The 24,394-nt window shown below is 36.6% G+C and carries 26 protein-coding genes; 22 read left to right on the forward strand and 4 right to left on the reverse strand.

Annotated elements, in window-relative coordinates; genetic code table 11:
• The 15 genes from MHH70_RS01940 (at position 1) to topB (ending at position 11,873) form a co-directional block, all read left to right on the forward strand.
• Positions 1-624, forward strand: coding sequence for a hypothetical protein (locus MHH70_RS01940; protein ID WP_342472397.1), 624 nt, complete (start codon positions 1-3; stop codon positions 622-624).
• A gap of 50 nt (positions 625-674) precedes the next feature.
• Positions 675-1,844 carry a lysozyme family protein gene (locus tag MHH70_RS01945; RefSeq protein ID WP_342472398.1) on the forward strand — a complete coding sequence of 390 codons (1,170 nt, stop codon included), beginning with the start codon at positions 675-677 and terminating at the stop codon, positions 1,842-1,844.
• Positions 1,845-1,865: 21 nt separating this feature from the next.
• The gene (locus MHH70_RS01950) at positions 1,866-2,762 is read left to right on the forward strand and encodes a hypothetical protein (protein ID WP_342472399.1); all 897 of its coding nucleotides are present in this window, start codon (positions 1,866-1,868) and stop codon (positions 2,760-2,762) included.
• Positions 2,763-2,984: 222 nt separating this feature from the next.
• The gene (locus MHH70_RS01955; RefSeq protein WP_342472400.1) at positions 2,985-3,272 is read left to right on the forward strand and encodes a hypothetical protein; all 288 of its coding nucleotides are present in this window, start codon (positions 2,985-2,987) and stop codon (positions 3,270-3,272) included.
• Between the two features lie 146 nt (positions 3,273-3,418).
• Positions 3,419-3,610 (forward strand): hypothetical protein, encoded by a 192-nt coding sequence (locus MHH70_RS01960; protein WP_342472401.1) that lies wholly within the window; start codon positions 3,419-3,421, stop codon positions 3,608-3,610.
• A gap of 25 nt (positions 3,611-3,635) precedes the next feature.
• Positions 3,636-4,064 (forward strand): hypothetical protein, encoded by a 429-nt coding sequence (locus tag MHH70_RS01965; protein WP_342472402.1) that lies wholly within the window; start codon positions 3,636-3,638, stop codon positions 4,062-4,064.
• Positions 4,065-4,114: 50 nt separating this feature from the next.
• Positions 4,115-5,335: a MobP2 family relaxase gene (gene mobP2 / locus MHH70_RS01970; RefSeq protein ID WP_342472403.1), complete on the forward strand. Its 1,221-nt coding sequence runs from the start codon at positions 4,115-4,117 to the stop codon at positions 5,333-5,335.
• 144 nt (positions 5,336-5,479) lie between these two features.
• Entirely contained in the window at positions 5,480-6,262 is a 783-nt protein-coding gene (locus MHH70_RS01975) for a DNA methyltransferase (RefSeq protein WP_342472404.1), read from the forward strand.
• 103 nt (positions 6,263-6,365) lie between these two features.
• On the forward strand, positions 6,366-6,623 hold the full coding sequence (locus MHH70_RS01980) for a hypothetical protein (protein WP_342472405.1): 258 nt from the start codon (positions 6,366-6,368) through the stop codon (positions 6,621-6,623).
• 26 nt (positions 6,624-6,649) lie between these two features.
• A complete protein-coding gene (locus MHH70_RS01985; protein ID WP_342472406.1) occupies positions 6,650-7,681 on the forward strand; it encodes an ImmA/IrrE family metallo-endopeptidase in 1,032 nt (343 codons plus the stop codon).
• A 126-nt stretch (positions 7,682-7,807) separates the two neighbouring features.
• On the forward strand, positions 7,808-7,996 hold the full coding sequence (locus MHH70_RS01990; protein WP_342472407.1) for a hypothetical protein: 189 nt from the start codon (positions 7,808-7,810) through the stop codon (positions 7,994-7,996).
• A 73-nt stretch (positions 7,997-8,069) separates the two neighbouring features.
• Positions 8,070-8,489, forward strand: a complete 420-nt coding sequence (locus tag MHH70_RS01995; RefSeq protein ID WP_342472408.1) for a type II toxin-antitoxin system PemK/MazF family toxin — start codon at positions 8,070-8,072, stop codon at positions 8,487-8,489.
• A 49-nt stretch (positions 8,490-8,538) separates the two neighbouring features.
• Positions 8,539-9,228, forward strand: coding sequence for a hypothetical protein (locus MHH70_RS02000; protein ID WP_342472409.1), 690 nt, complete (start codon positions 8,539-8,541; stop codon positions 9,226-9,228).
• Positions 9,229-9,295: 67 nt separating this feature from the next.
• Entirely contained in the window at positions 9,296-9,685 is a 390-nt protein-coding gene (locus MHH70_RS02005) for a hypothetical protein (protein ID WP_342472410.1), read from the forward strand.
• A gap of 64 nt (positions 9,686-9,749) precedes the next feature.
• The gene (gene topB / locus MHH70_RS02010) at positions 9,750-11,873 is read left to right on the forward strand and encodes a DNA topoisomerase III (RefSeq protein ID WP_342472411.1); all 2,124 of its coding nucleotides are present in this window, start codon (positions 9,750-9,752) and stop codon (positions 11,871-11,873) included.
• 138 nt (positions 11,874-12,011) lie between these two features.
• On the opposite strand, the gene MHH70_RS02015 is transcribed toward topB, so the two are convergent.
• Entirely contained in the window at positions 12,012-12,533 is a 522-nt protein-coding gene (locus MHH70_RS02015; protein WP_342472412.1) for a hypothetical protein, read from the reverse strand.
• Positions 12,534-12,595: 62 nt separating this feature from the next.
• On the opposite strand from MHH70_RS02015, the gene MHH70_RS02020 reads away from it, so the two are divergent.
• The 3 genes from MHH70_RS02020 (at position 12,596) to MHH70_RS02030 (ending at position 14,720) form a co-directional block, all read left to right on the forward strand.
• The gene (locus MHH70_RS02020) at positions 12,596-13,129 is read left to right on the forward strand and encodes a hypothetical protein (RefSeq protein ID WP_342472413.1); all 534 of its coding nucleotides are present in this window, start codon (positions 12,596-12,598) and stop codon (positions 13,127-13,129) included.
• Between the two features lie 407 nt (positions 13,130-13,536).
• Positions 13,537-14,238 carry an NAD-dependent deacylase gene (locus MHH70_RS02025; RefSeq protein WP_107942799.1) on the forward strand — a complete coding sequence of 234 codons (702 nt, stop codon included), beginning with the start codon at positions 13,537-13,539 and terminating at the stop codon, positions 14,236-14,238.
• Between the two features lie 56 nt (positions 14,239-14,294).
• Positions 14,295-14,720 (forward strand): GatB/YqeY domain-containing protein, encoded by a 426-nt coding sequence (locus MHH70_RS02030; RefSeq protein ID WP_107942798.1) that lies wholly within the window; start codon positions 14,295-14,297, stop codon positions 14,718-14,720.
• Between the two features lie 79 nt (positions 14,721-14,799).
• Here the strand turns inward: MHH70_RS02030 and MHH70_RS02035 are convergent, their stop codons facing one another.
• A complete protein-coding gene (locus MHH70_RS02035; protein WP_342472414.1) occupies positions 14,800-16,554 on the reverse strand; it encodes a methyl-accepting chemotaxis protein in 1,755 nt (584 codons plus the stop codon).
• An 845-nt stretch (positions 16,555-17,399) separates the two neighbouring features.
• On the opposite strand from MHH70_RS02035, the gene abc-f reads away from it, so the two are divergent.
• From abc-f to MHH70_RS02055, 4 genes are all read left to right on the forward strand, one after another.
• Positions 17,400-19,025, forward strand: a complete 1,626-nt coding sequence (gene abc-f / locus MHH70_RS02040) for an ABC-F type ribosomal protection protein (RefSeq protein ID WP_342473146.1) — start codon at positions 17,400-17,402, stop codon at positions 19,023-19,025.
• A gap of 276 nt (positions 19,026-19,301) precedes the next feature.
• A complete protein-coding gene (locus tag MHH70_RS02045) occupies positions 19,302-20,117 on the forward strand; it encodes an undecaprenyl-diphosphate phosphatase (protein WP_066162872.1) in 816 nt (271 codons plus the stop codon).
• Between the two features lie 103 nt (positions 20,118-20,220).
• Positions 20,221-20,751: a hypothetical protein gene (locus MHH70_RS02050; protein ID WP_066162877.1), complete on the forward strand. Its 531-nt coding sequence runs from the start codon at positions 20,221-20,223 to the stop codon at positions 20,749-20,751.
• Between the two features lie 18 nt (positions 20,752-20,769).
• Positions 20,770-22,317, forward strand: coding sequence for a flotillin family protein (locus tag MHH70_RS02055; RefSeq protein WP_066162880.1), 1,548 nt, complete (start codon positions 20,770-20,772; stop codon positions 22,315-22,317).
• Between the two features lie 448 nt (positions 22,318-22,765).
• On the opposite strand, the gene MHH70_RS02060 is transcribed toward MHH70_RS02055, so the two are convergent.
• Entirely contained in the window at positions 22,766-23,599 is an 834-nt protein-coding gene (locus tag MHH70_RS02060) for a DUF6612 family protein (RefSeq protein WP_342472415.1), read from the reverse strand.
• A gap of 96 nt (positions 23,600-23,695) precedes the next feature.
• Positions 23,696-24,334, reverse strand: a complete 639-nt coding sequence (locus MHH70_RS02065) for a hemolysin III family protein (RefSeq protein ID WP_342472416.1) — start codon at positions 24,332-24,334, stop codon at positions 23,696-23,698.
• Positions 24,335-24,394 lie beyond the last annotated feature (60 nt).

Raw genomic sequence — 24,394 nt, forward strand, 5'->3', positions numbered from 1 at the left:
ATGAATCGCCCTACGATAGTTAAATTTACTTTACTATTCTGTATTGCACTAGTGATACTAGGACTTCTAATTTATACGCAACTTTTAAAAAAAGATGATGAAAATTTAGAATTGGAAAGCGGATATATCTATACAGATTCTGGATTTCCTGAAGAAAAAGAAGATGAGACAGTATTGACAGAGGAGATTAAAGAATCAGATCAAAAAGAAGTCTTACAAATGACTGACGTCAAAATAGTTGCTGGAGAAGTAGGTAAAGAGAAATTTAAAGAGCTTGATTTTGAAACAATTATTCAACAACGCGTCGGAAAAGAAGCGTATAAAATGATTTTACAACAGGCGGAGCAAGCGATAAACCTACTTGCTAGTGGTGAAAAGGAGGGATGGGAAGAAATCGCAACACCTTCATTCATTAATCGTATTTATTCAGATGAGGTTCAACTGCTCAGTTACTCAAAAGTCGATTCACTGGAAGTATTTGCGACAAAACAAGTCAATGAAAAAGACATCATTATCGGTTCAATTATTGAGGCGAGAGATGATGTAATGTCGTATCAGCTTATTTTTAGTGAGCAGCAAGGTGTTTATTTAATAGATGAGATTGTTCTTATGTGGAGCAATTAAACAAAGAAGTCTATGTACAAAACAAAGGCTTCTTTTTGTGAGGTGAAAGGATGTTTTTGAAGCATGTTGGAAACTTAATTAAAAAGAAGTTGCTATTGTGGATAGCTGGCACAATAGGCATAAGTGGAGCTGTTTTCATAGGTATTGCATTTTGCATTATGATGGTCATTTTAGCAATCATGGTAGGCGGTGGTGGGAAGTTTGCATGTGCAGAATTTCAAATCGGGAACATATCACCCCATGTAAAAAAATACGAGTATCTTGTATCGAAATATGCAGAAGAGCTAAACATCGAGGAGTATACACCTCTCATACTTGCTATTATGGAACAAGAATCTGGAGGTAATCCAGATGAGCGTGATCCCATGCAGGCATCTGAAAGTTTATGTGGTTTTATAGGATGTATTACTAATCCAAAGAAGTCAATTCAGCAAGGTGTTGAACACTTTAATTATATGCTACAAAGCGCAAATGGAGATGTTTTTCTAGCCCTTCAAAGTTATAACTTTGGTTCAGATTTTATTAAATTTGTTCGTACTGAAATGGGGGTAGATGCTGTCTATGAATTTAACATAAAATTCGAAGACGGAAAAGAAACATATGATATGGCAATTAAGTATTCACAAATAGAATATCAATTTCAAGTTTTAATTGGGAATGGTCATTTATATAAATGTTCACGAGAAGAAGCCAAAATGTACGGTGCATGTTTTGGAGATATCCTTTACGTATGGGCAGTGTTAAATTACGTAGAACGTGGAGTGGGATGTGGAGATGACTCATTTGGTACTGGCGGAAGAGGGACAGGTGTTCCGAATGCACAAGGATGGATTAAGCCACTAACAGGTAACTATCCAATTACTTCAGGATTCGGTTGGCGTGATTTAGGATATGGCCCAGAATTTCATAATGGTGTTGATTTTGGAGCACCTACAGGCACACCTGTTTATGCAGCGAAGGAAGGTGTTGTTATTTATGTTGTGCCAGCAACAGGGAATTACCCTGATTCATTCGGAAGTGTTATTTTCATCGATCACGGTGGAGGAGTTGTTTCGATATATGCACATTTAAGTGCAACTCATGTACGTGTAGGACAAAATGTTGAACAAAATCAGCCAATTGGCAATGTAGGTAGCACAGGACGTTCAACAGGGCCACATTTACATTTTGAAGTGAGGGTAAACAATCAACCAACAAATCCATTACCACTAATTCAGTAAATATAGAAGGGAGATATGTTGTTGAAAAGTAAATTAAATCGAGGATTTGAAAACTTCTTTTATAGAGCGTTTATCATCGTAATCACTCTAGGTTTTCTTCTTTTTTTTACATCTAAATTGTGGCTCTATGATGATAACCCAATCAAGCAAACGCCATTTAATAGAGATATTGCAGGGCTAGAACAAACAACACTTGTACTAAAGAAGTGGCATTACAATCCTGACAAACTCTTAATGGAAGTAATGCTTGAAACAAAACATACAGGTGCAGATCAAGTAAAGCCTACATTTGCTTTTGCTGCAAAAGCATCTCAGACACTGGAGGTTTATCCAGTAAAAATTGTCTATCAACAAAATAATCAATATGTTTTGCACATTTCGCAAGTCCCAGAAGATTACAAAGTAATCGGTGTATTTGTGAAAGAATTACGAGATCCTAAAATACTTGAGAGTGCCGCAAGAGATCAGCTTTTAGCAGAGAAAGGTTCAATAGATGAATCGATTGAATTAGAATTACCGAAGCCAAAAGAAAAAATTATTGTAGGTGATTATCGTGAAATACAGCTAGATAAGACCCTAGATGTTAAAACAGAATCAGCATATCAAGTAGAGTTTATTTCACTTGAAATCGCACAAATTGACCGACAAATTACAACACTTGAAACACAACAATTACCATTACAAGATGAAATTATCTCATCGATAAAAAATGAAATTACTCAACTTGAAAGTGAATTAGTTTATAAAACAGATGATGAAAAAGATGGGGTACAGCAGCAGATTGCAAAGAAAAAAGTAGCGATTGAAAATGTATTGGAGAAGCAAGAGCAATATGAACAACGCATAGAAGAACTGCAACAAAAACGTGTGAAATTGCTAGAGAAAATCGAAAAGATTCATGAAGGAAAGCAGTTTTAAGCAAGGAAAAGGAATATAGAAAGTATATAGAATAGAAAGTATGTTCGTATAGAAAGTATATAGAAATGCATTTTATCATGGGGACACCGAAATACTAGGCTCTGCCTAGTCTAGCACCCCAAGTGCTAGCAGATTTCCCTTATGCTCTTTCTCTCAATCCCCTGTTTTCACAGGGGATTTTCAATTATTGCTACAACACTCATATTTTTAGGAGGATGACGAGTGGCTGAAATCAAAGCAAGAGGGATTGATCCCTCCGTTAAAAAGAAAATAAGTAGCATGGCAAAACAAAAAAATATGTCTGAAAATGCATTTGTTTGTGCACATCTTGAGCGAATTGCGTTACAGGAAAATGTGTTTCAAGAAGAAAAGAATCGAATTGAAAAAATGTTGCTTACACATACAAATGCATTCGCTGCATTTGCAAAATCAAATGAAGAGTTGAAACAAAAAGTTGATGCTATTGAAAGTTTATTAATCAAAATTATAAGTGAGGAAGGAGTGCTTTAGTTGGGGATATATTAATTCGTGATGTTGATGAAATTGCTATAAGTAAATTAGATCAGGCTGCTAAAAAAGCGAAGGTTTCTAGACAAGTACTATTAAAAAATGCACTTGAACGTTATGCATATCACGAAGCATTTATTGAGGAGCAGTTGCATGTTGGAAAGGTGGTACGTGAGTCACAACAACAAATGACACATTTCTTACACCAGCAGCGTGATCTCTATCAAAAAATTATACGTATCGAATCGATTTTACATGCGTTATTTAATGTGGATGAGGATGAATTTAATAATCACCTAGATAAAATAATCGGAAAGGATCTGAAGGGTAGTGAAGAATGAGCAGCAAAAAAAGAAGCAAAAAAACTTGTCATTACGACCAGACACAATAAGCAAAATTTCGCAAATTGCAAGGGAAAGAAACTTAAAATATGATGCTGAAGTAGTGGAGTATTTAGTGACATCATATTTTGAGAATCGAACGGATGAAAGACAGACTTTATTAGCTGAAATAGATGGTCTATTGCAGAATCGATTACTGGAAGCAGTTGTTGAAGATTTAAGACGTATGCGCGTCATACTAAATGTTGTAGATCGTAACAGTAAAATGATGATGGAGTTTTGGAACCATTATTTCATTATGACAGGTGCGAAATCGTTAGGATCAACGGAGAAGTTTATCAGTGTACCAATACAAGAAGCTGAGCAGCTTGTGCGCGAACGAATTTCTCATAATCGACAAAAGAAGTTAGATAAAGAAATGCAGCGAACTGTTTCTAATCAGCCTAATAATTAATCAGAGCTTACCAGTTAGGTAAGCTTTTCATTTGGCAAGGAGTGAGTGCAATGACACCAGCTGTTGTTTTAAAAAGTCGTTTCGCCATGCCAAGTAGTGAGGAGTTTAAAGAATATATCAACTACATTGATCGCGAAGCTGCGAAGGTAAAAGAAGTATTAGTGATTAACGATGAAAATGAAACGTTTTCAGTTTTTTATCGCTACATGGATTATATGGATGATGAAGAAAAACAAGGCGCTCTTTTTACAAGGGAGGAAGACTTTACAAATGAACAGCAAAAGAATAGCTTAAAAAGATTATTCCAAATAGCACAGCAAAATGGCTCTCCACTTTGGCAAGATGTCATTAGTTTTGACAATAGTTGGCTAATAAAATGTAATATGATAGATGCAACTGGACAAGTCGATGAAGCAAAAATGAAAAATATTGTGCGAGTGGCGGTTGAAGAAATGCTAAAAGCAGAGCACATGGAAGATAGCGCTATATGGACTGCATCGATTCATTACAACACAGATAACATACATGTCCATATTGCGACTGTGGAGCCTGTACCTACTCGCAAAAAAGCATGGATTAAAGATAAAGAGACAGGGAGATGGGAAGAGCAATATAGAGCGAAGCGTAAACAAAGTACGTTGGATAAAATGAAATCAAGAGTAGCAAATTTGTTAATGGATCGAACAGAAGAACATAATTTAATTACTGATTTAATTCGCGGTAGTGTGAATCTAAAAAAGGAACAAGAAATTGATTTATCGAGCTTTCGTAAAACAAAAAGTTTATTTCAAAAGGCGCTTATGAATTTACCTGAAGATCGTTCACAATGGCGATATGGGTATCATTCCATTGATAAGGCAAGACCGTATATTGATAAAATTGTTGATCTCTATTTAGAGCATTACTATAAAAATGAAATGCAGGAGTTGCATATTTTATTAGATGAAGAAGCTGACGTATTGAGAGAGAAATATGGCGAGGGTAGCCGATACCAAAATTATAAACAAACAAAGTTAGATGATTTGAAAAAACGTATGGGTAATGCTGTTTTAACTGAATTGCGGGTGTATGATAAAGAAAAGACCAAACAACTTTATGGCAGCAGGAAATCATATAACAGACCTTCTCTTAAACAACATTATGAAAAAGCATCTACATTAAATTATGCATTAAACAATTTGAAATATCGTTTGCGAAAGACTTATCATGATTACCAGAGAGAGCGCAATTTAGCAGAGTTTGACCGTATGTTAGATGGATATGAACATTGATTGACAAAGTGCTTATCTTATGTGAGGTAGGTTCTTTCTTTATATAAGGGAAGTAGGCTTGAATACAATATTCAAGCCTACAAATGAAGCGGAGAAACATACGTTCCCCCTAAATAATTATATTATATTAGGAGGAAAAAAGATATGAAAAACATCTGTAAGAACACAATTTATAATATGGATTGTTTGGAGGGCATGAAACACATAACTGATAAATCGGTCGATATGATTTTGTGTGATTTGCCTTATGGTACGACTCAGTGTAAATGGGACTCAATTATTCCGTTCGATTTGTTGTGGAAGCAGTATGAAAGAATAATTAAAGACAATGGAGCAATTGTTTTAACAGCAAGTCAACCTTTCACAAGCAAATTAGTGATGTCTAACTTGAAATTATTTCGCTACGAGTGGATTTGGAAAAAGGGCAACCATACAACAGGCTTCCAGAATGCAAACCGTATGCCGCTAAAAAATCATGAAGCTGTTTGTGTTTTTTATAAAAAACTGCCTACGTACAACCCTCAAGGTGTACAACATATTAAGCCCATCTTGAGGAAAAATTCCCCCAAAATGAAAGTTTTGGGGGATAGTAATGAGACATTGAGTAAGCCGCATGTAGTTAAGAAAAAGAACTTCCCTAAATCAGTAATAGATTTCCCACGTGATAGTAAAACATTTCACCCAACACAAAAGCCTTTGAGTTTGTGGGAGTATCTCATTTTAACTTATACAAATGAAGGGGACACAGTGCTCGATACTTGCGCAGGAGGTTTAACGACAGCAGTAGGTTGCGATAATACAAAACGAAATTGGATTTGCTTTGAAACAGAAACTTCATTTTGTTTAAAAGGTAAAGAACGTGTTAATGAAAATAGACTAAATTTGGGCTTGCCACCTGTAGAAGTTTATTCAAATTTATATTTATAAACAATCTACATTTTTATAAAAGAATCCATTTCATCTGGAGTGGATTCTTTTTTTGTTGGTAAGAGAGAATTAAAACAAAAAAGATGAGAGGAAGGATATAACAATGAACAAGACAGTATTTGCATTTATTAAAGAACTAGATAGAGATTGCGCAATACTTCAAGCGAATAACCAGGAGGTAAAAGTAACATTAGACGAAGAAAATCGACAACTACTCTTTGAAGCAATTGATCAAGGGACGTATATTGTACCTTTCAATACAGGAAGCCAAAAAATAGTGTTGGATATTTCTTCTCTGCATTATTTTCCAGAAACGGGGCGACCAGAATTAAAAGATGCTGATTTTGTACCAGTAGAGTAGAAAATTGAACCTAAGGAGGACGTGTTATGACTGCTACAAGTAAAAAATATATAGTCAAGACAACAGAGGAAAAACAAAAAGAAATTGAAGAACTATCATCCCGAATGATGAACCAAATAAGCTCTTATTTTGTATCGGAAGAAGCATTAAAAGAGCATTTAGTCTTTATGTCAAGATTCTATTCGTATTCTTTGCGTAATATGGCACTTATTCAAGAGCAGTTTTTAGGTGCGCAATATGTGGGTTCTTTTAACTTCTGGAAAGACAAAGGGGTGTCAGTTAAAAAAGGAGAGAAAGGGATTCAATTATTTGTTCCAACGCCTGTTACGTATTTTATGCGAGCGGACGAATGGGTACAGGTTCGAAATGCGAATTCGACAGAAAAACAACAAATACAAAGTGGTGCAATAGAAACACAGCAAAAATTATTTTTTAAAATTGGTCATGTGTTTGAGTATACACAAACGAATGCAAGAGAAAAGGGAATGCCTGTTTCTGAAATTTTTAGTCAATACCATCAAGATGGTGTGATTCATAATGAAAAAGAAATGATGGAAGCATTGCGTATCATTTCAAAAAAATTAGATTTTGAAATACTCCAAGAACCTTTTGAAGAATTAGGAGTAGCCAAAGGAGCTGCATATCCGTATCTAAAGCAGATTGCGCTCAATCCTCGGAATACGGCTTATGAAAATGTAACAACGTTACTTCATGAATTAGCCCATGCAAAATTACACACGCCTGATGTGCGGGACAGTTTTACAAAGGCAGAACGCGAATTTCAAGCGGAAATGGTGGCTTATGTGGTGGCAAGCAGATATGGTGTTGATACAGAAGATTTTAGTCTATCCTATTTAGCTGGATGGACGCAGCAAGGAAAAAAACTAGAGGATAAAGAAATGCTGTTAAATGGTGTGAGAGAAGCAGCGTCCGAATTTATTGAAATAATTGATACTCATCTTCAGCTTTCAAAAGAAAATGAGCAAGATACCGTATTTGAACATGAAAAAAGCATTGTAAAAAATAAACGAAATAAACAGAGTAAATACGAAAGATAGGAAAACGCAGTCTATGGCTAGCGTTATTTTTATTGCCTCTTAATGAAGTAAACATAAACTTTTAGAGAGGAAAGACTTTTGATATAATAGCTATAGAGAAGCAGAATCCTATGGAGGTGTTTTGTGATGACAAAGCATAAACGATATGAGGATATGAGTATTGAAGAATTGAAGCAAGCAATTAAGGAAATGGAAAATAAAATGGGCTATATACCGAGGAAACTTAAAACAGGAGAAGACGGTGCTCTGTTACTTGACCCGAATAATCCACATGACCGAGAATGGTATGAAAACGATGAGGATTATAGCCTCTAAATAAAATAAAACAATAAACAGAGAATTCATCTTTAATAGATGGGTTCTTTTTTTGTTGGAAAGGAAAGTTTTTATGAATGAAGAAAAGCAGATGTTAGGGGAGAACAATACAGGCTTTCAAGAAGGTGATATTTTCTATGCATACGTTCATTTTATCGATGATATTGAACAAGGAAAAGAGAGACCTATTGTAGCCATGAAAGACCAAGATACAGATACTTGGAAAGCTTTTAAAATAACGAGTCGCATTGAAAAGAAGTTAAATCATAAATATGGTTATTTAATGGAGGACTGGGCAGAGTCAGGTCTAACAAAGCCTTCCATCATTAAATGTGACTTACAAAGTGTATATGATATTGACCCTAATAATATTATTCGAAAAATTGGTGATTTAACAGAGCTTGATTTAAAGGGGCTTCTTATGAAAATTGTAACAGTGCGTGAAATTGAATATCGTCGCGAACGGCAAAAAATACATGAAGCCGAACGATAGGACAAGCCAAAAGTGGAGAGTCTTTTTAACAATTAGAGGGGGTATAAGGATGTCAATTGAGACACAATCTGTAAAACATAAATTAATTATAAAAAACGCCGAGAAACCTTTGACAGAACGCGATGAATATGAACTGGCAGAAATCGTGGTTACAAATGGGTTTAATCAAAAGGAACATATCTATACTGTTTGGTGTGACGAATCGACATTTGTAGATCCGATTGAACTAGGCGCTTCTTATATATTTTTATATGAAATGGAAAGTTTTCAAGGTCATTTAAACCTATTAAAAGAGAGTAGAGAAGAGCTAGCAGAAACATTCCCTTCAACTCCCTATGCTATTGAAGATTTCATGGTAATAACAAAGCCACTTGAGCGAGCAATAAGAAGCAATCAATCATTTTTAATGGAAATTCCAGATGAACACATCAAACATAGCTTTCTACATCTTTTGCTTGTAGAGAGTGAGGCAGTGGACATAACATATAAAGCGCATAGCGGTGAGTTAACAAAGAAAGATTTAATCGATTTAGGAAAGCTGGTTGATCAAGAAGAAAATCAATACCAATTAGGTTTTTATGAAGATGCTTTTTGCTATTTACAACAGCCTATTGAAGAAATTCTGAAAAAGGAGAAAGTCAAAATATCTGAAAGAGCCTATCTGAAGCAAGCTTTTTCTACTTTACAGTTAGATTCCTTAATTCATCAAATCAGAAAAGATACAAATTTTGAAAGATAAACATGAAGGGGATTCACCAAAAATGGTGAGTCCTTTTCTATTCAAATAATGAAAGGATTGAGCTAATATGACGAAATTTAATATACTTTGCAGCATTGATGGATGGGTAACAACAAATAATATGAACAAAGTGGAAAGTTTTTTTGAGCCTTTAACTATACTTGCAAACTCAGATACTCATTTTACAGAAGAGCCTCCCTGTCAATTAGATACTTTCTGCGTATCTGTAAGAGCTACTAATTTAGAAAAGGCAGAAGAATTGGTAAGGGAAAAGCTCTTGCTTCTAAATGACGAACTCTTAAAAAAATTCCATAAATATGGAGTATTGAAGTTTAATAGTTATGAAGCTGAAGGAGGAGTTCTTGATATTGCAAAAGGAACTATTGATATTAAAAAGCTATCGTTACCAGCTGTCATTGAAAAATCGAAACTGCTACTGCTTGGAGAAATGAGATAATCAGTCAGCACAAAATACATCTTATTTTACTGAAGAAATTCATTAATAAAAGGAGCGATAACACATGAAAATAGTTATTTTAGCAGAGAAGCCAAGTCAAGCGAAGGCGTATGCAGAAGCATTTGAAGTTGTTAGCCATGAAGGTACACATATTACATTAAAGCCGAGTAATACGTTCCCTGCAGGAGCTATCATTACATGGGGAATTGGGCATTTAGTGAGCTTAAAAATGCCAAACGAGTATAAAGAAGAGTGGAAAACATGGAATCTAAAGCATCTACCAATTTTTCCAGAGGAGTTTGCGTATAAAGTAGATAATAGTAAAAAAGCACAGTTTAATGCTGTGAAAAAATTATTTAAAGAAGCAGATTTATTAATCAATGCTTGTGATGTGGATCGTGAAGGCAGCAATATATTTTATAGCATCTATGATATGGTAGGTGTGAAAAAGCCTGTCAAACGTTTATGGATTAATTCATTAGAAGTAGAAGAGGTACGCAAAGGCTTTGCAAACCTACAAAATAATGAAAAGGATTTGTTAATGTACCAGGAAGCAAAAGGACGGCAAATTAGTGATTGGCTTGTTGGGATGAATGCAAGTCAATTATATAGTTTATTGCTGCAGGAAAAAGGCTTGCAGATTGCTTTATCAGTCGGACGTGTACAAAGCCCACTATGCTATTTAATCTATCAACGACAAAAGGAAATTGCTAATTTTGTATCAAAACCATTTTTTGAGTTAATCGGTGAATTTAAAGCTGCAAATGGTGTATATAAAGGAAAAGCAAAAAATATAAAATTTGATACATTGGAGCAGCTGCACATGCTTTTAGCAGAAAAAGCAGCTGTTTTAAATAGTGAAATACCAGGTCTTATTTCATCGGTAGAGAAGGAAGAAAAACGTACAAAATCACCCAAACTTCATTCTTTGTCTACGCTACAAACTGTTGCGAATAAAAAATGGAAATACAGTCCTGCAAAGGTTTTAGAAGTGATGCAGTCGCTTTATGAAAAAAAGATTGTCACATATCCACGTACTGATACGAATTTTATTACAGAAAATGAATTTGCTTATTTGGTTACGAACCTTGATGCATACCAAAAGCTTGCTCGTGTAGAGTTTGAAGGAAAAACAGCACCAAGTAAACGCTTTGTAGACAATACAAAGGTACAGGAGCATTATGCCATTATTCCAACCAAAACTGTGCCAACTGAATCACAGCTTCATGCTTTAACAACAGAAGAGAAAAATGTTTATCAGGAAGTGCTACTCACAACGTTAGCAATGTTTCACAGTGATTATGTCTATGAAGAAACGAAGATTACCACGCTTGTGCAAGATATAGAATTTGAAACGGTTGGAAAAGTTGAAAAAAGCAAAGGGTGGAAAGCATTATTTTCTAGTTTGCATGAAGCGACAGAAAAAGCAACCGAAGATATAATTCTTCCAGGTGTTTTCGTAGATGAGGAAGTATCAAGTATGTTAACGGAAAAAGAAGGTCGTACAAGCCCACCGAAACCATATACCGAAGGGGCATTGATTAACTTGATGAAAGCGGCAGGGAAAATGGTAGAGGATGAGGCAGATTCTGAGATTTTAAAGGAAGTGGAAGGAATCGGAACAGAAGCCACACGTGCCAGCATTATCGAAACAATCAAAAAGAATGGCTACATTGACATTCAGAAAAACATCGTACACATCACTAAAAAAGGTGAGCTTCTTTGTGACGCGATTGAAGGAACCTTGCTTGCCAGCCCAACGATGACAGCTAAATGGGAAAGCCACTTGAAGAAGACTGGTAAAGGGGAAGCAACCACAGCTAAATTTGTTGAAAATACAAAGCAATTTATTCAGGAGTTATTACAAGCTGCGCCACAGAAAGTAGCTCAATTAAAAATTGAAGCCCCTGTAGCCACGCAACCTACAGGGCTGGGTACATGTCCAAGCTGTGGGAAAGGTAACATGATGGATCGTAAAACCTTCTTAGGATGTAGTGAGTATCGGAATGGCTGTAAGTTTTCAATTAACAAGGAAATCGCAAAGAAAAAATTAACGGAGAAGCAGCTAACGGATTTGATTACAAAAGGCTCTACAGGGATTATTAAAGGATTTACAAGTAAGGTTGGGAAGAAATTTGATGCGAAGTTGGTAATTAGTGAAGGGAAAATATCTTTTAAATTTAAGTAGTAGATTAATTTGGGTATTATGATAATCCATTTAATTAAATTTTTTGTATGAAATGATTTTGAATCTGATTGAAAGCTAAGTGTGGGAGAATATTTGAGGGATAAAAATATAGAGTAGAGGCTAGCTGCTACTCTATATTTACTCTACCGAATTTGCAATCTTTAAAAGTAATTCAATGGCTTGGTGAGAAACTCTTTGGTCAAGTGATAGAATGTATTGCCATTCATTTTCTTCAAAAATCAGGATGTGGAACCCTTGAATCTTTGTGCTGTAAATTGCATTGCTACCATTATTTAATTTTAATAGTTGAGTGATGTGAGTATCGTTTGTAGGAATCTTATGTATTATTGGTCTCATCTCAATTTTAAAATGATTTTCCGGTAAATCCTGGTTTATATATTTAATTTCAAGATAGGTGTTTGGACTTTCGTCTAAACTAATAAATCTACCAAAACAGTGTGTAAACTCTATCGGTGGAACTTCTCTCGGGAGTGTAATGGATTGTTGAAAGTATATTTCAGCTTCAGCAATAGCTTTGTCAATTTCCTTGTATCCTGTATCTAGAATGTTTTTCTCGAATTTGTATTCATTCGCAAGTGAAGAATTAATAAATAAAAGACAAATTGAAAATAATAATCCAATTTTTTTTATTTTAAACATCTCCTTCGAAATTAGAGGGTTTTTTAAAACATATACAATCTATATTTAAAACTATTAAAGATTTGGAGGCTAATTTACCAGAAGCTAATGCGTATTTTGCTTGTAGGGGGACACCACGTTGTGCTGATGCTAAATTACTATATGGACAAGTCGTATGTTCGTCCTCTACTGCTGTTTATTTTACGCAAGGAGAAACGATATATTATTCCTGGGAAAATGATAAACCAGGAATAATGCGTGTAACCTTTTATATTTCTAAAGGTGGTGTACAAGTTGGTGAGATGAAATTTGCAGCTAGAGAAGGAATGGACTATGGCTTTTATACTGTAAAAGAAAGTGGTTACTATTATTTAACAGGCGCGTGTAAGGTGGAAATGATACAAGATGCCAAGGGGGAGGCACTATTCAGCTTTGGTAATAGTGTAAAAAGTTTAATAAAGCTATTGTTTTTAAAATCCCTAAAATTTCCTTTAAGGGGTTTTCTATATTTATATACACTTTATGCTTGTCTAATACTTAAAAATGAATGGAATATTTTAAATCAAGTTATGTTGGTTGTAATAAAGTTGCACTGCTTCGCACTTGGAACAGATTAGACTTTATTTCAAGGTTACAATTTAGGATTTTAAGAACGATGATGCCGTTGGTCTTTTTATTGCTTATTAAAACTAAATAGATTATTCCATTTACATGCCGCCAAGTATTTATTTTGATAGATTAAAGCAGCCCCAAAACAGCCCCAATTGAATACCTTAACATACTTCATCATGCACAATTCTAAAATATGGAGTTTACGAAAAAGCTTGATATAATCGCATTTGCAACTACAAAATGCAATATTATGCATCTTGAAAATATTAGTATCTATAGTATATCATTGCGAACTAAAGCGCACGCATTTGCTGTATAAGTGAAAAAGGAAGAGGGTTTTTCGCGTTGCTCGAATATATGCTAACGATGCTATAATTAATAATAAATGAACTTCAAGTGAGGGGGGCTTGTCATGGAGCGATTACAGCAAATTAGCGAATGGTTAAAGGCATCTCAGCATACGGTCGTATTGACAGGGGCGGGGATGTCTACAGAGAGTGGGTTAGCAGATTTCCGCTCTAAAAGTGGCTGGTGGCAGCAGATTGACCCACGCACTGTCGCCACAACTGAGGCATTGGCACATAATTATGACCTTTTTCATCGATTTTATTCAGCGCGAATGAACGCGTTAGATGAAATTGCACCACATGAGGGACACTATATTTTAGCGGATTGGCAGAAGCGAGGACTCGTTCAGCATATTGCGACACAAAATGTTGACGGCTTACATACATTGGCAGGGGGCGCTAATGTAGATGAGTTGCACGGCTCTATTCGCTCGGTACGCTGTCAAAAGTGCGCGGCTATTGCTGAGAGTAGCCACTTTTTAGCAAAGGAGATTTGTTCATGTGGTGGTAAGCTACGACCGAATGTCGTACTATTTGGGGAAAGCTTACCGCAACGAGCATGGGATAATACATTATCTCATATGAAGGCAGCACAGCTTGTAATTGTTATCGGTACAAGCCTGGAAGTTTATCCGGTTAGCCAGCTACCACTGATGACAAATGGAAAAACAGTTTATATCAATTTAGAAATTGAGCATGGCCATTTCGATATGATGATTTCAGGCAAGGCTGGCGCAATGCTGAATGCCATTGATAAGCTCTTATAGCTTGCGTAAGTTGGATGTATTAACATAAAATGTAGAAAGAAAAGGAGCGATTAATGATGTTAAAAACAATTGTTTTTGAACAATTAAAAGTAGCAATGAGAGAAAAGGATGTAGTAGCGAAAGGCGTACTAACACTTGTTAAATCTGCGTTAGACCTTGCAGAGAAGGAAAAGGGAAACGAATTAACACAAGAAGAGGAAATTGCTATTGTTAACCGTGAAATAAAGCAAACGAATCAAGCTTTAGAAGGTGCAAAGTCAGCAGGTAGAGAAGACTTAATAGAGAAAGAGCAAACAAAGTTGGAAATTTTAAAACGTTTCTTGCCTAAGCAATTAACGGAAGAGGAAATCATTGCGGAGTTAACTGCGGCAGGGATTGTCAAAGGCATGAATATGGGGGAGGCAATGAAAATTGCTAAGCCACTTTTAGCAGGAAAAGCTGATGGTGCATTAATGTCGAAAGTTGTTAAAAGCTTAATATAATTTGAAGGCTGTTTAGAAAGCATGGCGAGTGCAGTGCTTTTTAAACAGCCGATTTTTTTCATTAATAGAAATCAGATTTTCAATATGAAAATTTGCTCAAAATATTTTTGAGTTCCTTGCTTAATGATTGTAGCTCATCCGCAGAGTGGGCAACGCTTTCGATTGCTCTATTTTGTTCATCAGCAGAAGCCGAAATTTCCTCTGTTGTGGCAGCAGTTTGTTCTGTAATGGCTGTCATGCTTTCGATAGCAGTAGCTGTATCATTTTGCAAGGATGAAATATTGCGCATGCCTTGTGATACTTCTGAAATAGAATGCTGTATCGTTTCAATCGCTTGATAAATTGTTTTAAAAGCGTGTTCTGTTTCGCTTGTTACTTGCTCCTGTTTGCTTGTAATCATTTGAGTTTGCTTTAAAGCATTGGAAGCATTTGTTGATTCCTTTAGCATAAGCTGAATCGTTTCGCGAATTTGTGTAGCTGCACTTGCGGATTCTTCAGCTAATTTTCTTACTTCATCTGCAACAACTGCAAAGCCTTTACCATGCTCACCAGCACGAGCCGCTTCAATACTAGCGTTTAATGCAAGTAGATTTGTTTGGTCTGCGATGCTAGAAATGACATCAATTACAGTGTCAATACTCGTTACCTTTGTAAGCAATTCACTCATTACCTCATGCACTTCAGATAACACTTTTGTGGAAGCGTTTGCAGTTTCACGTAGCTGTGCTACTTGCTTCATTCCTTCTTCGCTAGCAGTCGTCGCTTCATGTGATTGCTCCAGCATGCTGCTAGTCACGTCGGAAACAAGTTCAACCTGATAGGAGACCTCTTGTACTTTTTCGTTTGTCGTTTCTGCATCAATAGCCCCTTGAGAAGCCCCCTTTGCCATATCATGAATCGCATTTGAAATATTTTCAATCGAAACGGTTGTTTCTTCAACGACGGCACTAACAACATTGGACGTTTCGACAACATCTTCTGCTGCACGGTCAACTGACAGTACGAGTGTACGTAAATATTCCTTCATTGTATTGACAGAATCGGCAAGCTTGCCTAATTCATCACGACGGTTAAACTGTACGGTCTCTTCCGAAAGATGACCCTTCGCAATTTCCTCTGTTTCGCGCATAATTGTTGAAATAACATGGACAATTTTTGAGATTAAATTCACACCAATGAAAATAATGACGCCCATTATAATGACTAAAGTAGCGATAATAATTAGATTGTTTTGCTTGTTTATAGCATTTAAGCTATCCATTGATTGCTGTGCGTTAATGTTTATTAATTGCTCAATTTCATCCAAATTGCTACGTGCTGCTTCAAAAGTTACATCAATTTGCTCAATTGCTGCATATATACTGTTACGCGCGAAGCTATTCATTGATTGCATTTGCTGTATAGAAGGGGCAAGCTGACTTTGCCAAAGGGTGAAGCTTTCATGAAAATCATTAAAGCTCTGTTCCATTGTTTGTCCAGACTGCTCATGTATTAATGTAGTAAAAGCCTCTGTTTCCTGTAAAAGCTGGAATGCCGTTTGCACTCGACTTGATACTTGCTCAATATTTTCCTCATAGCTAGCATATTCGGTCTCATAATTTTGAGTGCTTGTACTTTCTAGCATGCGAATAATAGCTAAATGGGCTTGATATAAATCACGATCTGCCTCAATTAAGCTTGTTTCAGCAGTATACACTTTGTCATATAATAGTGTTTTTAATGCATTAAAGTTCTGTTGGTTTAAAAGCATGTTTAGAATGAGTATCGTGGTAAGAATGATGATAGGAATAAAAAATAATAAACCTATTTTGATACGAATTGACCAATGCTGCATAAAAGTTCGCTCCTTTAAGTTAGGCTTTATATTTTGATAGTAACATACTCATTCTATTTTTAGCGAAGTGTTTTTTTGATTGAGTAAATGTTTTTAAAGGTTGAGAAGAGCCTGTAGCTCAAGCGAAGAATTGCGTTCATATTTTTTTAGCTGTTTACTGGAAGTTAACCTAAAGCCGTCACGACAAATTGACCTGCGTCGCGCAGACCTCCCTTCAAAATTTATGACATCCGCAGGGAACATGGTGTTGCTACTCTGTTGTTATCTTAGCATGTACTTGTTTTAGACTGAGTGCCTCTTTATCAAGGCTGAATCAACACTTATAGAGGTGGCGAGAAGTCATCTTGCTATCGGTACAAAAGGAATTTGCTCCTGCGGTTACTCGTCGCCGCAAAAATTGCTGAAAGAAGTTAAAATTAGGTGCACAAACGTTTTTCATTATGCTATACTGTTACTACTTTGAATGAGAAAGGAAGATGGGTGGCCGATGTTAAACTAACCTGATTTTTTAATCATGATGAATAATTCAACATGAAAAAAACAGGATTAGTCTGCCCATTTTCAAATAAACATGCTGGAAACTAATGTTTTCACATAGGTGACAAGCTTATTAGCTTTACAATTATGTAAAGCAAGAGCAGCCCTATGGATTTTGATGCAAGCCTGCTTTAAAATCTATAGAGCGATGTTGGCAGCATCAGCGATTGGCGACTAATCCTTCCAAAATTATGGGAGGATTTTTTTCGTATACATTCAGACTGATTTTGAAAAATCAGCTATAGTAATTTTAGGATTGCTGGAATCGCAACGAAATTGATTCTCCCTATATTAAAGGGGGAGTTTCTATTATGGAACTATTGAAAATACATGATGTAACGATTGAATTAGAGCAGGCTATTTTACTGCAAAATGTAAGCCTATCACTTATTGAAGGGGAAATTGTCGGCATCGTAGGAAAAAACGGTGCTGGTAAATCTACCCTGCTGCATTTATTAAATGGAGAGCTTCGGCAAAGTGCAGGTGTACTACAATGGCAACGCCCTGTTGAGCCTGTATATATCGTGCAGGAGCAAGAAACGTATGATGAACAGTATAGCGGGGAGGCGGAGCTATTAGCAAAATGGCACGTACCTTCTAATGAGTATGCAACATTAAGCGGTGGAGAGAAGCTGAAATTACGCTTAGCCTATGGTTTTTCGAAGGCAAAGGATGTGCTGCTATTAGATGAACCAACGAACCATTTAGATAAAGAAAGTATCGAGCTATTAATTGAGCAAATAAAGGCATATAAAGGGACGATTTTAGTCGCTTCACATGACCGTGCATTTTTAGATCAAGTGGCAACAACAATTTGGGCAATTGAAAATACTAAAATTACGACTTATAACGGCAACTATACGCATTATAAAAAAGTGAGAGCAGATGAGCGAAAGGCGCAGCGGCATGCATATGAGCAGCAGCAAAAAAAGATTGAGCGCATTGAAGGGCAATTAACGAATTTAACCAATTGGTCAAATAAGGCACATGCTGCATCCACTAAGCAGGAAGGCTTTAAAGAATATCATCGAGTGAAAGCCAAGCGTACAGATGCCCAAATAAAATCGAAAAGAAAGCGTTTAGAGCAGGAGCTAAGGGTAGCGAAGGTGGAGCAGATAGCTAAGCCATATGAGGTGCAATTTGAAATAAATGCAACAACGAAGCGTGGCAAGCGATTTTTAGAGGTGACAGGAATCGAAAAATGTCTAGCGAACAAGCTACTATTTAGCAGTCAACATTTTACAGTTATGCATGGTGAAAAAGTAGCGTTAGTTGGCAGGAATGGTGCGGGCAAAACGACCTTTTTACAAATGATCATGGGCAAGGAGACTTATAGGGGCAAGCTTTGGTTATCACCAACTGCATCTATTGGCTATTTATCACAAAATGTTTTTGATTTACCTTTAGAGCAAACACCTGCACAAGTTTTCTATCGTGAAACATTTGAAGCAAGAAGTGAAGTCCAGCATTTAATGAAGCAGCTTGGCTTTACAGCGATGCACTGGCAAAATCCAATTGCCACAATGAGTATGGGGGAACGGGTCAAACTCAAGCTCATGCAATTTATTTTGCAAAATAAAGATGTTTTACTATTAGATGAGCCGACAAACCATTTAGATATTGAATCGCGAGAACAGCTAGAAGCAACATTGCAGCAATTTTCAGGAACCATTATTGCGGTCTCGCATGACCATTATTTCTTACAGCAAATTACGAGCGAGCAGCTAGTCATTCAAGATGGCGTACTAAGTAAAAATACAATAAAACAAGAAATTCAACAAAATACGAGTGTCTCATTATTGGCACTTGAGACAGAGCGGCAGGCGATACTAGGAAAACTAAGTCTTGCTAAACCGAATTCTACACAGTATATGGAGCTCGACAAGCGCTTCAACGCGCTAACAAAGGAAATAAATGCATTGAAAAAGAGTTAATATAGTCAATTATACCTTGGCTAACTTTAGCCTAGCTTCGACTTTGTACCGCCATAATATTAGTCACTCAGCCGTTGCTACAGAACGCGGTGTTCTAAGATTGAATCGCGAGGGCGTGTCTTAAAATAACTTTCTAGACACGCCCTTTTTTCTATTTCATTACAGCTTGTACTTTAAGAATATCGTTTTTTTGTGTAACATAAAGTGTTAGTTGAACCTATCAATTTTAGCAAGCACCAGCAACAAAGTATGTAAACGATTGAGAAGGAGTGTATTATGGAAAATTTCGATTTTATTGTTTTGATTAAGCACATTATTATTGGTTTAGTACAAGGATTTACGGAGCCAATTCCGGTTTCATCAAGCGGTCATGTTATGATTGCTAGTGAGCTACTTGGGATGGGGGAGCAAGGCTTTACATTTGCGATTTTAACAAATACTGCATCACTCATCGCCATTTGTTATATTTTTCGTGAAGATATTGCACGTCTTATCACGCATTCATTGCAGTATTTAAAAACGAAAGAGAAACGTTACCTATCAGATTTTAAATTTTCAATGTTTGTTATCGTCGGTACGATTCCAGCGGGCGTGCTTGGTGTGCTTTTAAGTGATGTTATCGCAGAAAATTCGAGCATGACGACGATTGCGATTACGCTTTTTATTACGGGGATCGCCCTTTGGTTAATCCGAAATTTACGTGGAACTAAGCGCGATGGTGATTTAAAATTAAAAGATGCCATTATTGTTGGATGTGGGCAGGCGGTTGCTTTAATGCCAGGGATAAGCCGTTCTGGGGCAACGATTATTTCCTCGTTAGCTGTAGGGATGAAGCAGGATACAGCTTTGCGTTTTTCATTTATGCTATATATTCCAATTAGCTTAGGTGGTGTTGTATTAGGCGTAAAGGATTTTATCGAACACCCTGCTGAACAAGCGCTTATTATTCCTTATGTTGCGACATTTATTGCAACAATGCTCATGACTTATTTTGCAATGCGATGGTTTATGGGCATTATGAAAAATGGAAAACTAGCTTACTTTTCATATTATTGCTTCATTGTCGGTGCATTGTTGTTAATTTTTTATTAAAGTATGAGCATACATAATTGTCTGCATATTTTTTTATTATTTCGAAACTTTAATGGAAGTTATTCGTAAATAAGGTAATACATAAGGAAGGAGGAGAATTTAGTTGTTTGGATTTTCACTCACAGCAGTTTATTTGACAGTGTTAATTGTCATCGGGAGTTGTACATTGCTCTATTTGGTATTTGCTGATTTAGCGGATGGCGTAGCTGAAGGTATCCCTTATTTTGATCCAGCCGTGATTCTTACCTTTATTTCGGTAACGGCAGCGGGCGGTTATTTACTTGAGCGCTTTACATCTTTAGCGAGCATTGTTGCTTTCATCATCGCCTTAATTATTGCGGCTATTTTAACAGCGCTACTGTATTTTTTCCTTCTCGTGCCACTGCGCTCAGCGGAGGTATCGCTCGTTTATACAGATGCCTCATTGGAAGGGCAAACAGCGAAGGTTATTGTACCAATACCAATAGATGGCTTTGGTGAAATTGTTATCGAATCAGTTAATGGTATTATTTCAAAGCGAGCAGCAAGCTACCAAGGTGAAGAAATTCCTTATGACATGAAAGTCTTGATTATCGAAGTAAAAGAAGGAACAGCTTTTGTGACATCTTATGACAAAGGTTTTACGAATGCATAGTTTAAAGGAGGAAAAACAATGATTGAAACTTTAGGTATTATTGGGGTTGTCGTAGTTATTATTCTTATATTTTTAGGAATTTATGTGGCAAAATATCGTACAGCAGGCCCAGACGAAGCATTAATTGTAACAGGGAGCTACTTAGGTTCAAAAAATGTCCACACTGATGAGACTGGAAACCGTATCAAAATTATTCGCGGGGGCGGTACATTCGTATTCCCGGTATTCCAACAAGCAGAGCCATTAAGCCTGTTATCAAGTAAATTAGATGTGACGACACCAGAAGTGTATACAGAGCAAGGTGTACCAGTTATGGCAGATGGTACAGCAATTATCAAAATTGGCGGTTCCATTTCTGAAATTGCTACAGCAGCAGAACAATTTTTAGGCAAGGAAAAGCATGAGCGTGAAATGGAAGCACGTGAAGTATTAGAAGGACATTTACGTTCGATTTTAGGCTCGATGACAGTAGAGGAAATCTATAAAAATCGTGATAAATTCTCACAGGAAGTACAACGTGTGGCATCACAGGACTTAGCGAAAATGGGTCTTGTTATCGTATCTTTTACAATTAAAGATGTACGTGACAAAAATGGTTACCTTGAATCACTGGGTAAACCACGTATTGCACAAGTAAAGCGCGATGCGGATATTGCAACAGCAGAGGCAGATAAAGAAACACGTATTAAACGTGCACAAGCGGATCAAGAGGCACAAAAGGCTGAGCTAGCACGTGCAACAGAAATCGCCGAAGCGGAAAAGGATAATCAATTAAAGGTTGCGGAATATCGCCGCGAGCAAGATATAGCACGAGCGCGAGCAGACCAAGCGTATGAGTTAGAAACAGCTCGCGCGAAGCAGGAAGTTACAGAGCAGGAAATGCAAGTACAAATTATTGAGCGTCAAAAGCAAATTGAGCTTGAGGAACGTGAGATTTTACGTCGTGAGCGTCAATATGATTCGGAAGTGAAGAAAAAGGCGGATGCTGAGCGCTATGCGATTGAGCAGCAAGCAGCAGCAGAGAAAATGAAGCAGCTAACGCAGGCAGATGCGGAGAAATATCGTATTGAAGCACAAGCTCAAGCGGAAGCAGAGCGTATTCGTCTTGACGGTTTAGCAAAGGCAGATGCGGAGCGTGCACAAGGTACGGCTGAAGCTGAAATTATTCGCCTGCGCGGTTTAGCCGAAGCTGAAGCGAAGCAAAAAATCGCCGAAGCATTTGAGCAGTATGGTCAAGCGGCTGTGTTAGATATGATTGTACGCATGATGCCAGAATATGCGAAGCAGGTGGCAAGTCCATTAGCGAATATCGACAAAATTACAGTTGTTGATACTGGCGGTGGAGAAGGCGGAGGAGCAAATAAAGTTACTTCGTACGCAACAAATTTAATGGGTTCCTTGCAGGAAACATTAAAAGCTTCATCAGGCATTGATGTTAAAGAATTAATTGAAGCATATGTGGGCAAAAGCGCTGTCAAACAATACGCACAGCAAATGCCTGTAGCAGTGCCAACATCGGTACAACCAAAAGAAGAGAAATCAGAAACAGTAGTAACAGAAGAGTAAAAAATAAAGAGCTGCTCGAAAAGTATATATCTTTTCGAGCAGCTCTTTGTATCTATATTAAATATTTTTGCGTTAGCCAAAATAAATTGTCACACGACTTCTTTCTATTTGTGTAAATAAAAACGGGGCTGTCCAAAAAGCCGTGCATAGCCGGCATTTTGGACAGTAGCGATGATGTTTCGCAAAATGTTGATTCATATAAGCAGAGAACGCCTCTTTTAAAAATGGGATGAACATTGGCTTTAGCAGCGTTATCCTTTAGTAAAAGGGCAGCGATGAAAACATTGATTTCAATGCAGTGTCAAAACAAAATGGACTTTTCGGACAACTCCGCTATCATTAGCTAGGAAAAATAATAGAAACTTTTCGCAATGTATTATTTTTCTCAAGGCTTAAAAAGTCAAGAAGAATGAATAAAAGCTATTAATTAGTCTTATTAATTGTAGTTTTACTGTACTTCCTGCGCGTTATCTAGTGCTTCTTGAGGAATTGTAATCGTTGTATTATTAAAATCTTCGTATTTTGTTGTTGATTTCTGGTCAATCTTCGCTGTTATGCCTTCCACTTCCATTGTAATAATCATATCCATTTTCATTTCTTTCATATCATACGTCTTTTTATCAATCGTTAATTGATAAGTAGTGTCATCAAAAGATAGATTTTCTAATTGTTCAACAGGCGCATCAGGCATTGTCATTGCTACTTGCTCTTCGATTAATTGTTTAAATTTATCGCCGCTAGCATTTAGTGTTAAAATATATTCATTATTCGTTTGCTCAAATGTAAAGTCATCAGCATATTTTTCTAACAATTTTAGTTGCTCAGAAGCATCTGCTTGTACCCCTGCTTGATTTAGTAATTCCTCTAATGAAGCTTCCTGCTGCAGCTTTAACCATGTTTCTGATGCGCTGTCGTAAGCATAAAAACCATCATTGGCAGTCATATACATTTTGAGTGGCATATCGAATTTTTCACCATTTGTTTGTTCTGTCATGGAAATTGAACCATCAACAAAAAATTGCATAGGTTCTTTTACTGCACCCATTTTTAAATTAGCTGTTGTATCGGCTTTTGAGCCATCTCCAATATCCATTACTTGTGTCATTGTAATTGTTGCATTAAAGCTTTGAATTTCACTTTGTCTCTCAACACTCTTTGTAAATACCTCTTCTAGTGATAAATCGCTTTTTTCAGTCGTATTTTCTTTCGGTGTCGCCGTTGTGCTACAGCCGGCAGCAATAACTGCTACACCGGTTAATGCTAACAACATTTTTTTCTGCATTTGTATTACAGCTCCTTTATACTTGAATACTATTTATACTGTTTTTTCTAGTAAAAGTTTCAAGAAAGCCGTTTTTTGATAGAAAAGTCCTGTTATTTACAAATAAAATAGCACACATCCTACCATACAAGCACAGCCTGCGATAACGAAAAGATGCCAAATTGCATGATTGTAAGGGAGTCGATGCCAAGCGTAGAAAATAGCGCCGAATGTAAAGAACAGTCCACCTGCTAGCAGCAATAAAAAGCCTTCCAATTGTAAAAATGCATAAACCGGCTTTATCACAAAAATGATGAGCCAGCCCATTGCGATATACAGGCCTAAAGAAAATGCCTCGAAGCGATGAATAAATAAACATTTAAAAACGACCCCAAATATCGCAATACCCCAAATAATACATAATAATGTAATGCTTAAAACGCCATCTAAAATAACGACTAAAAACGGTGTGTACGTTCCAGCGATTAAAATATAGATAGCTGAATGGTCAAGAATTGCAAAAAGGCGTTTAAAGCGTAAAGGCATGCTGTGTAGTAGTGTAGAGTTTAAAAATAATATGATAAGCGATGCCCCAAAAATACTGTATGAGACGACTTCGACAACGCCGCCTGTAGCAATAGCTTGTAAAATAAGAACGACACAAACAGGGATGCTGATAAATAAGCCAATACCATGTGTAATTGCATTCCATAGCTCTTCATTTTTTGATTTGTAATCGAAAACGATGTTTTGCATTGAAATCACTCCTTGTTAAATACTATAGTAAAATAGATATTTTTTAGACAGACATATTTG

This window comes from Metasolibacillus sp. FSL H7-0170 (genome assembly GCF_038593115.1).
GTDB lineage: Bacteria > Bacillota > Bacilli > Bacillales_A > Planococcaceae > Metasolibacillus > Metasolibacillus fluoroglycofenilyticus.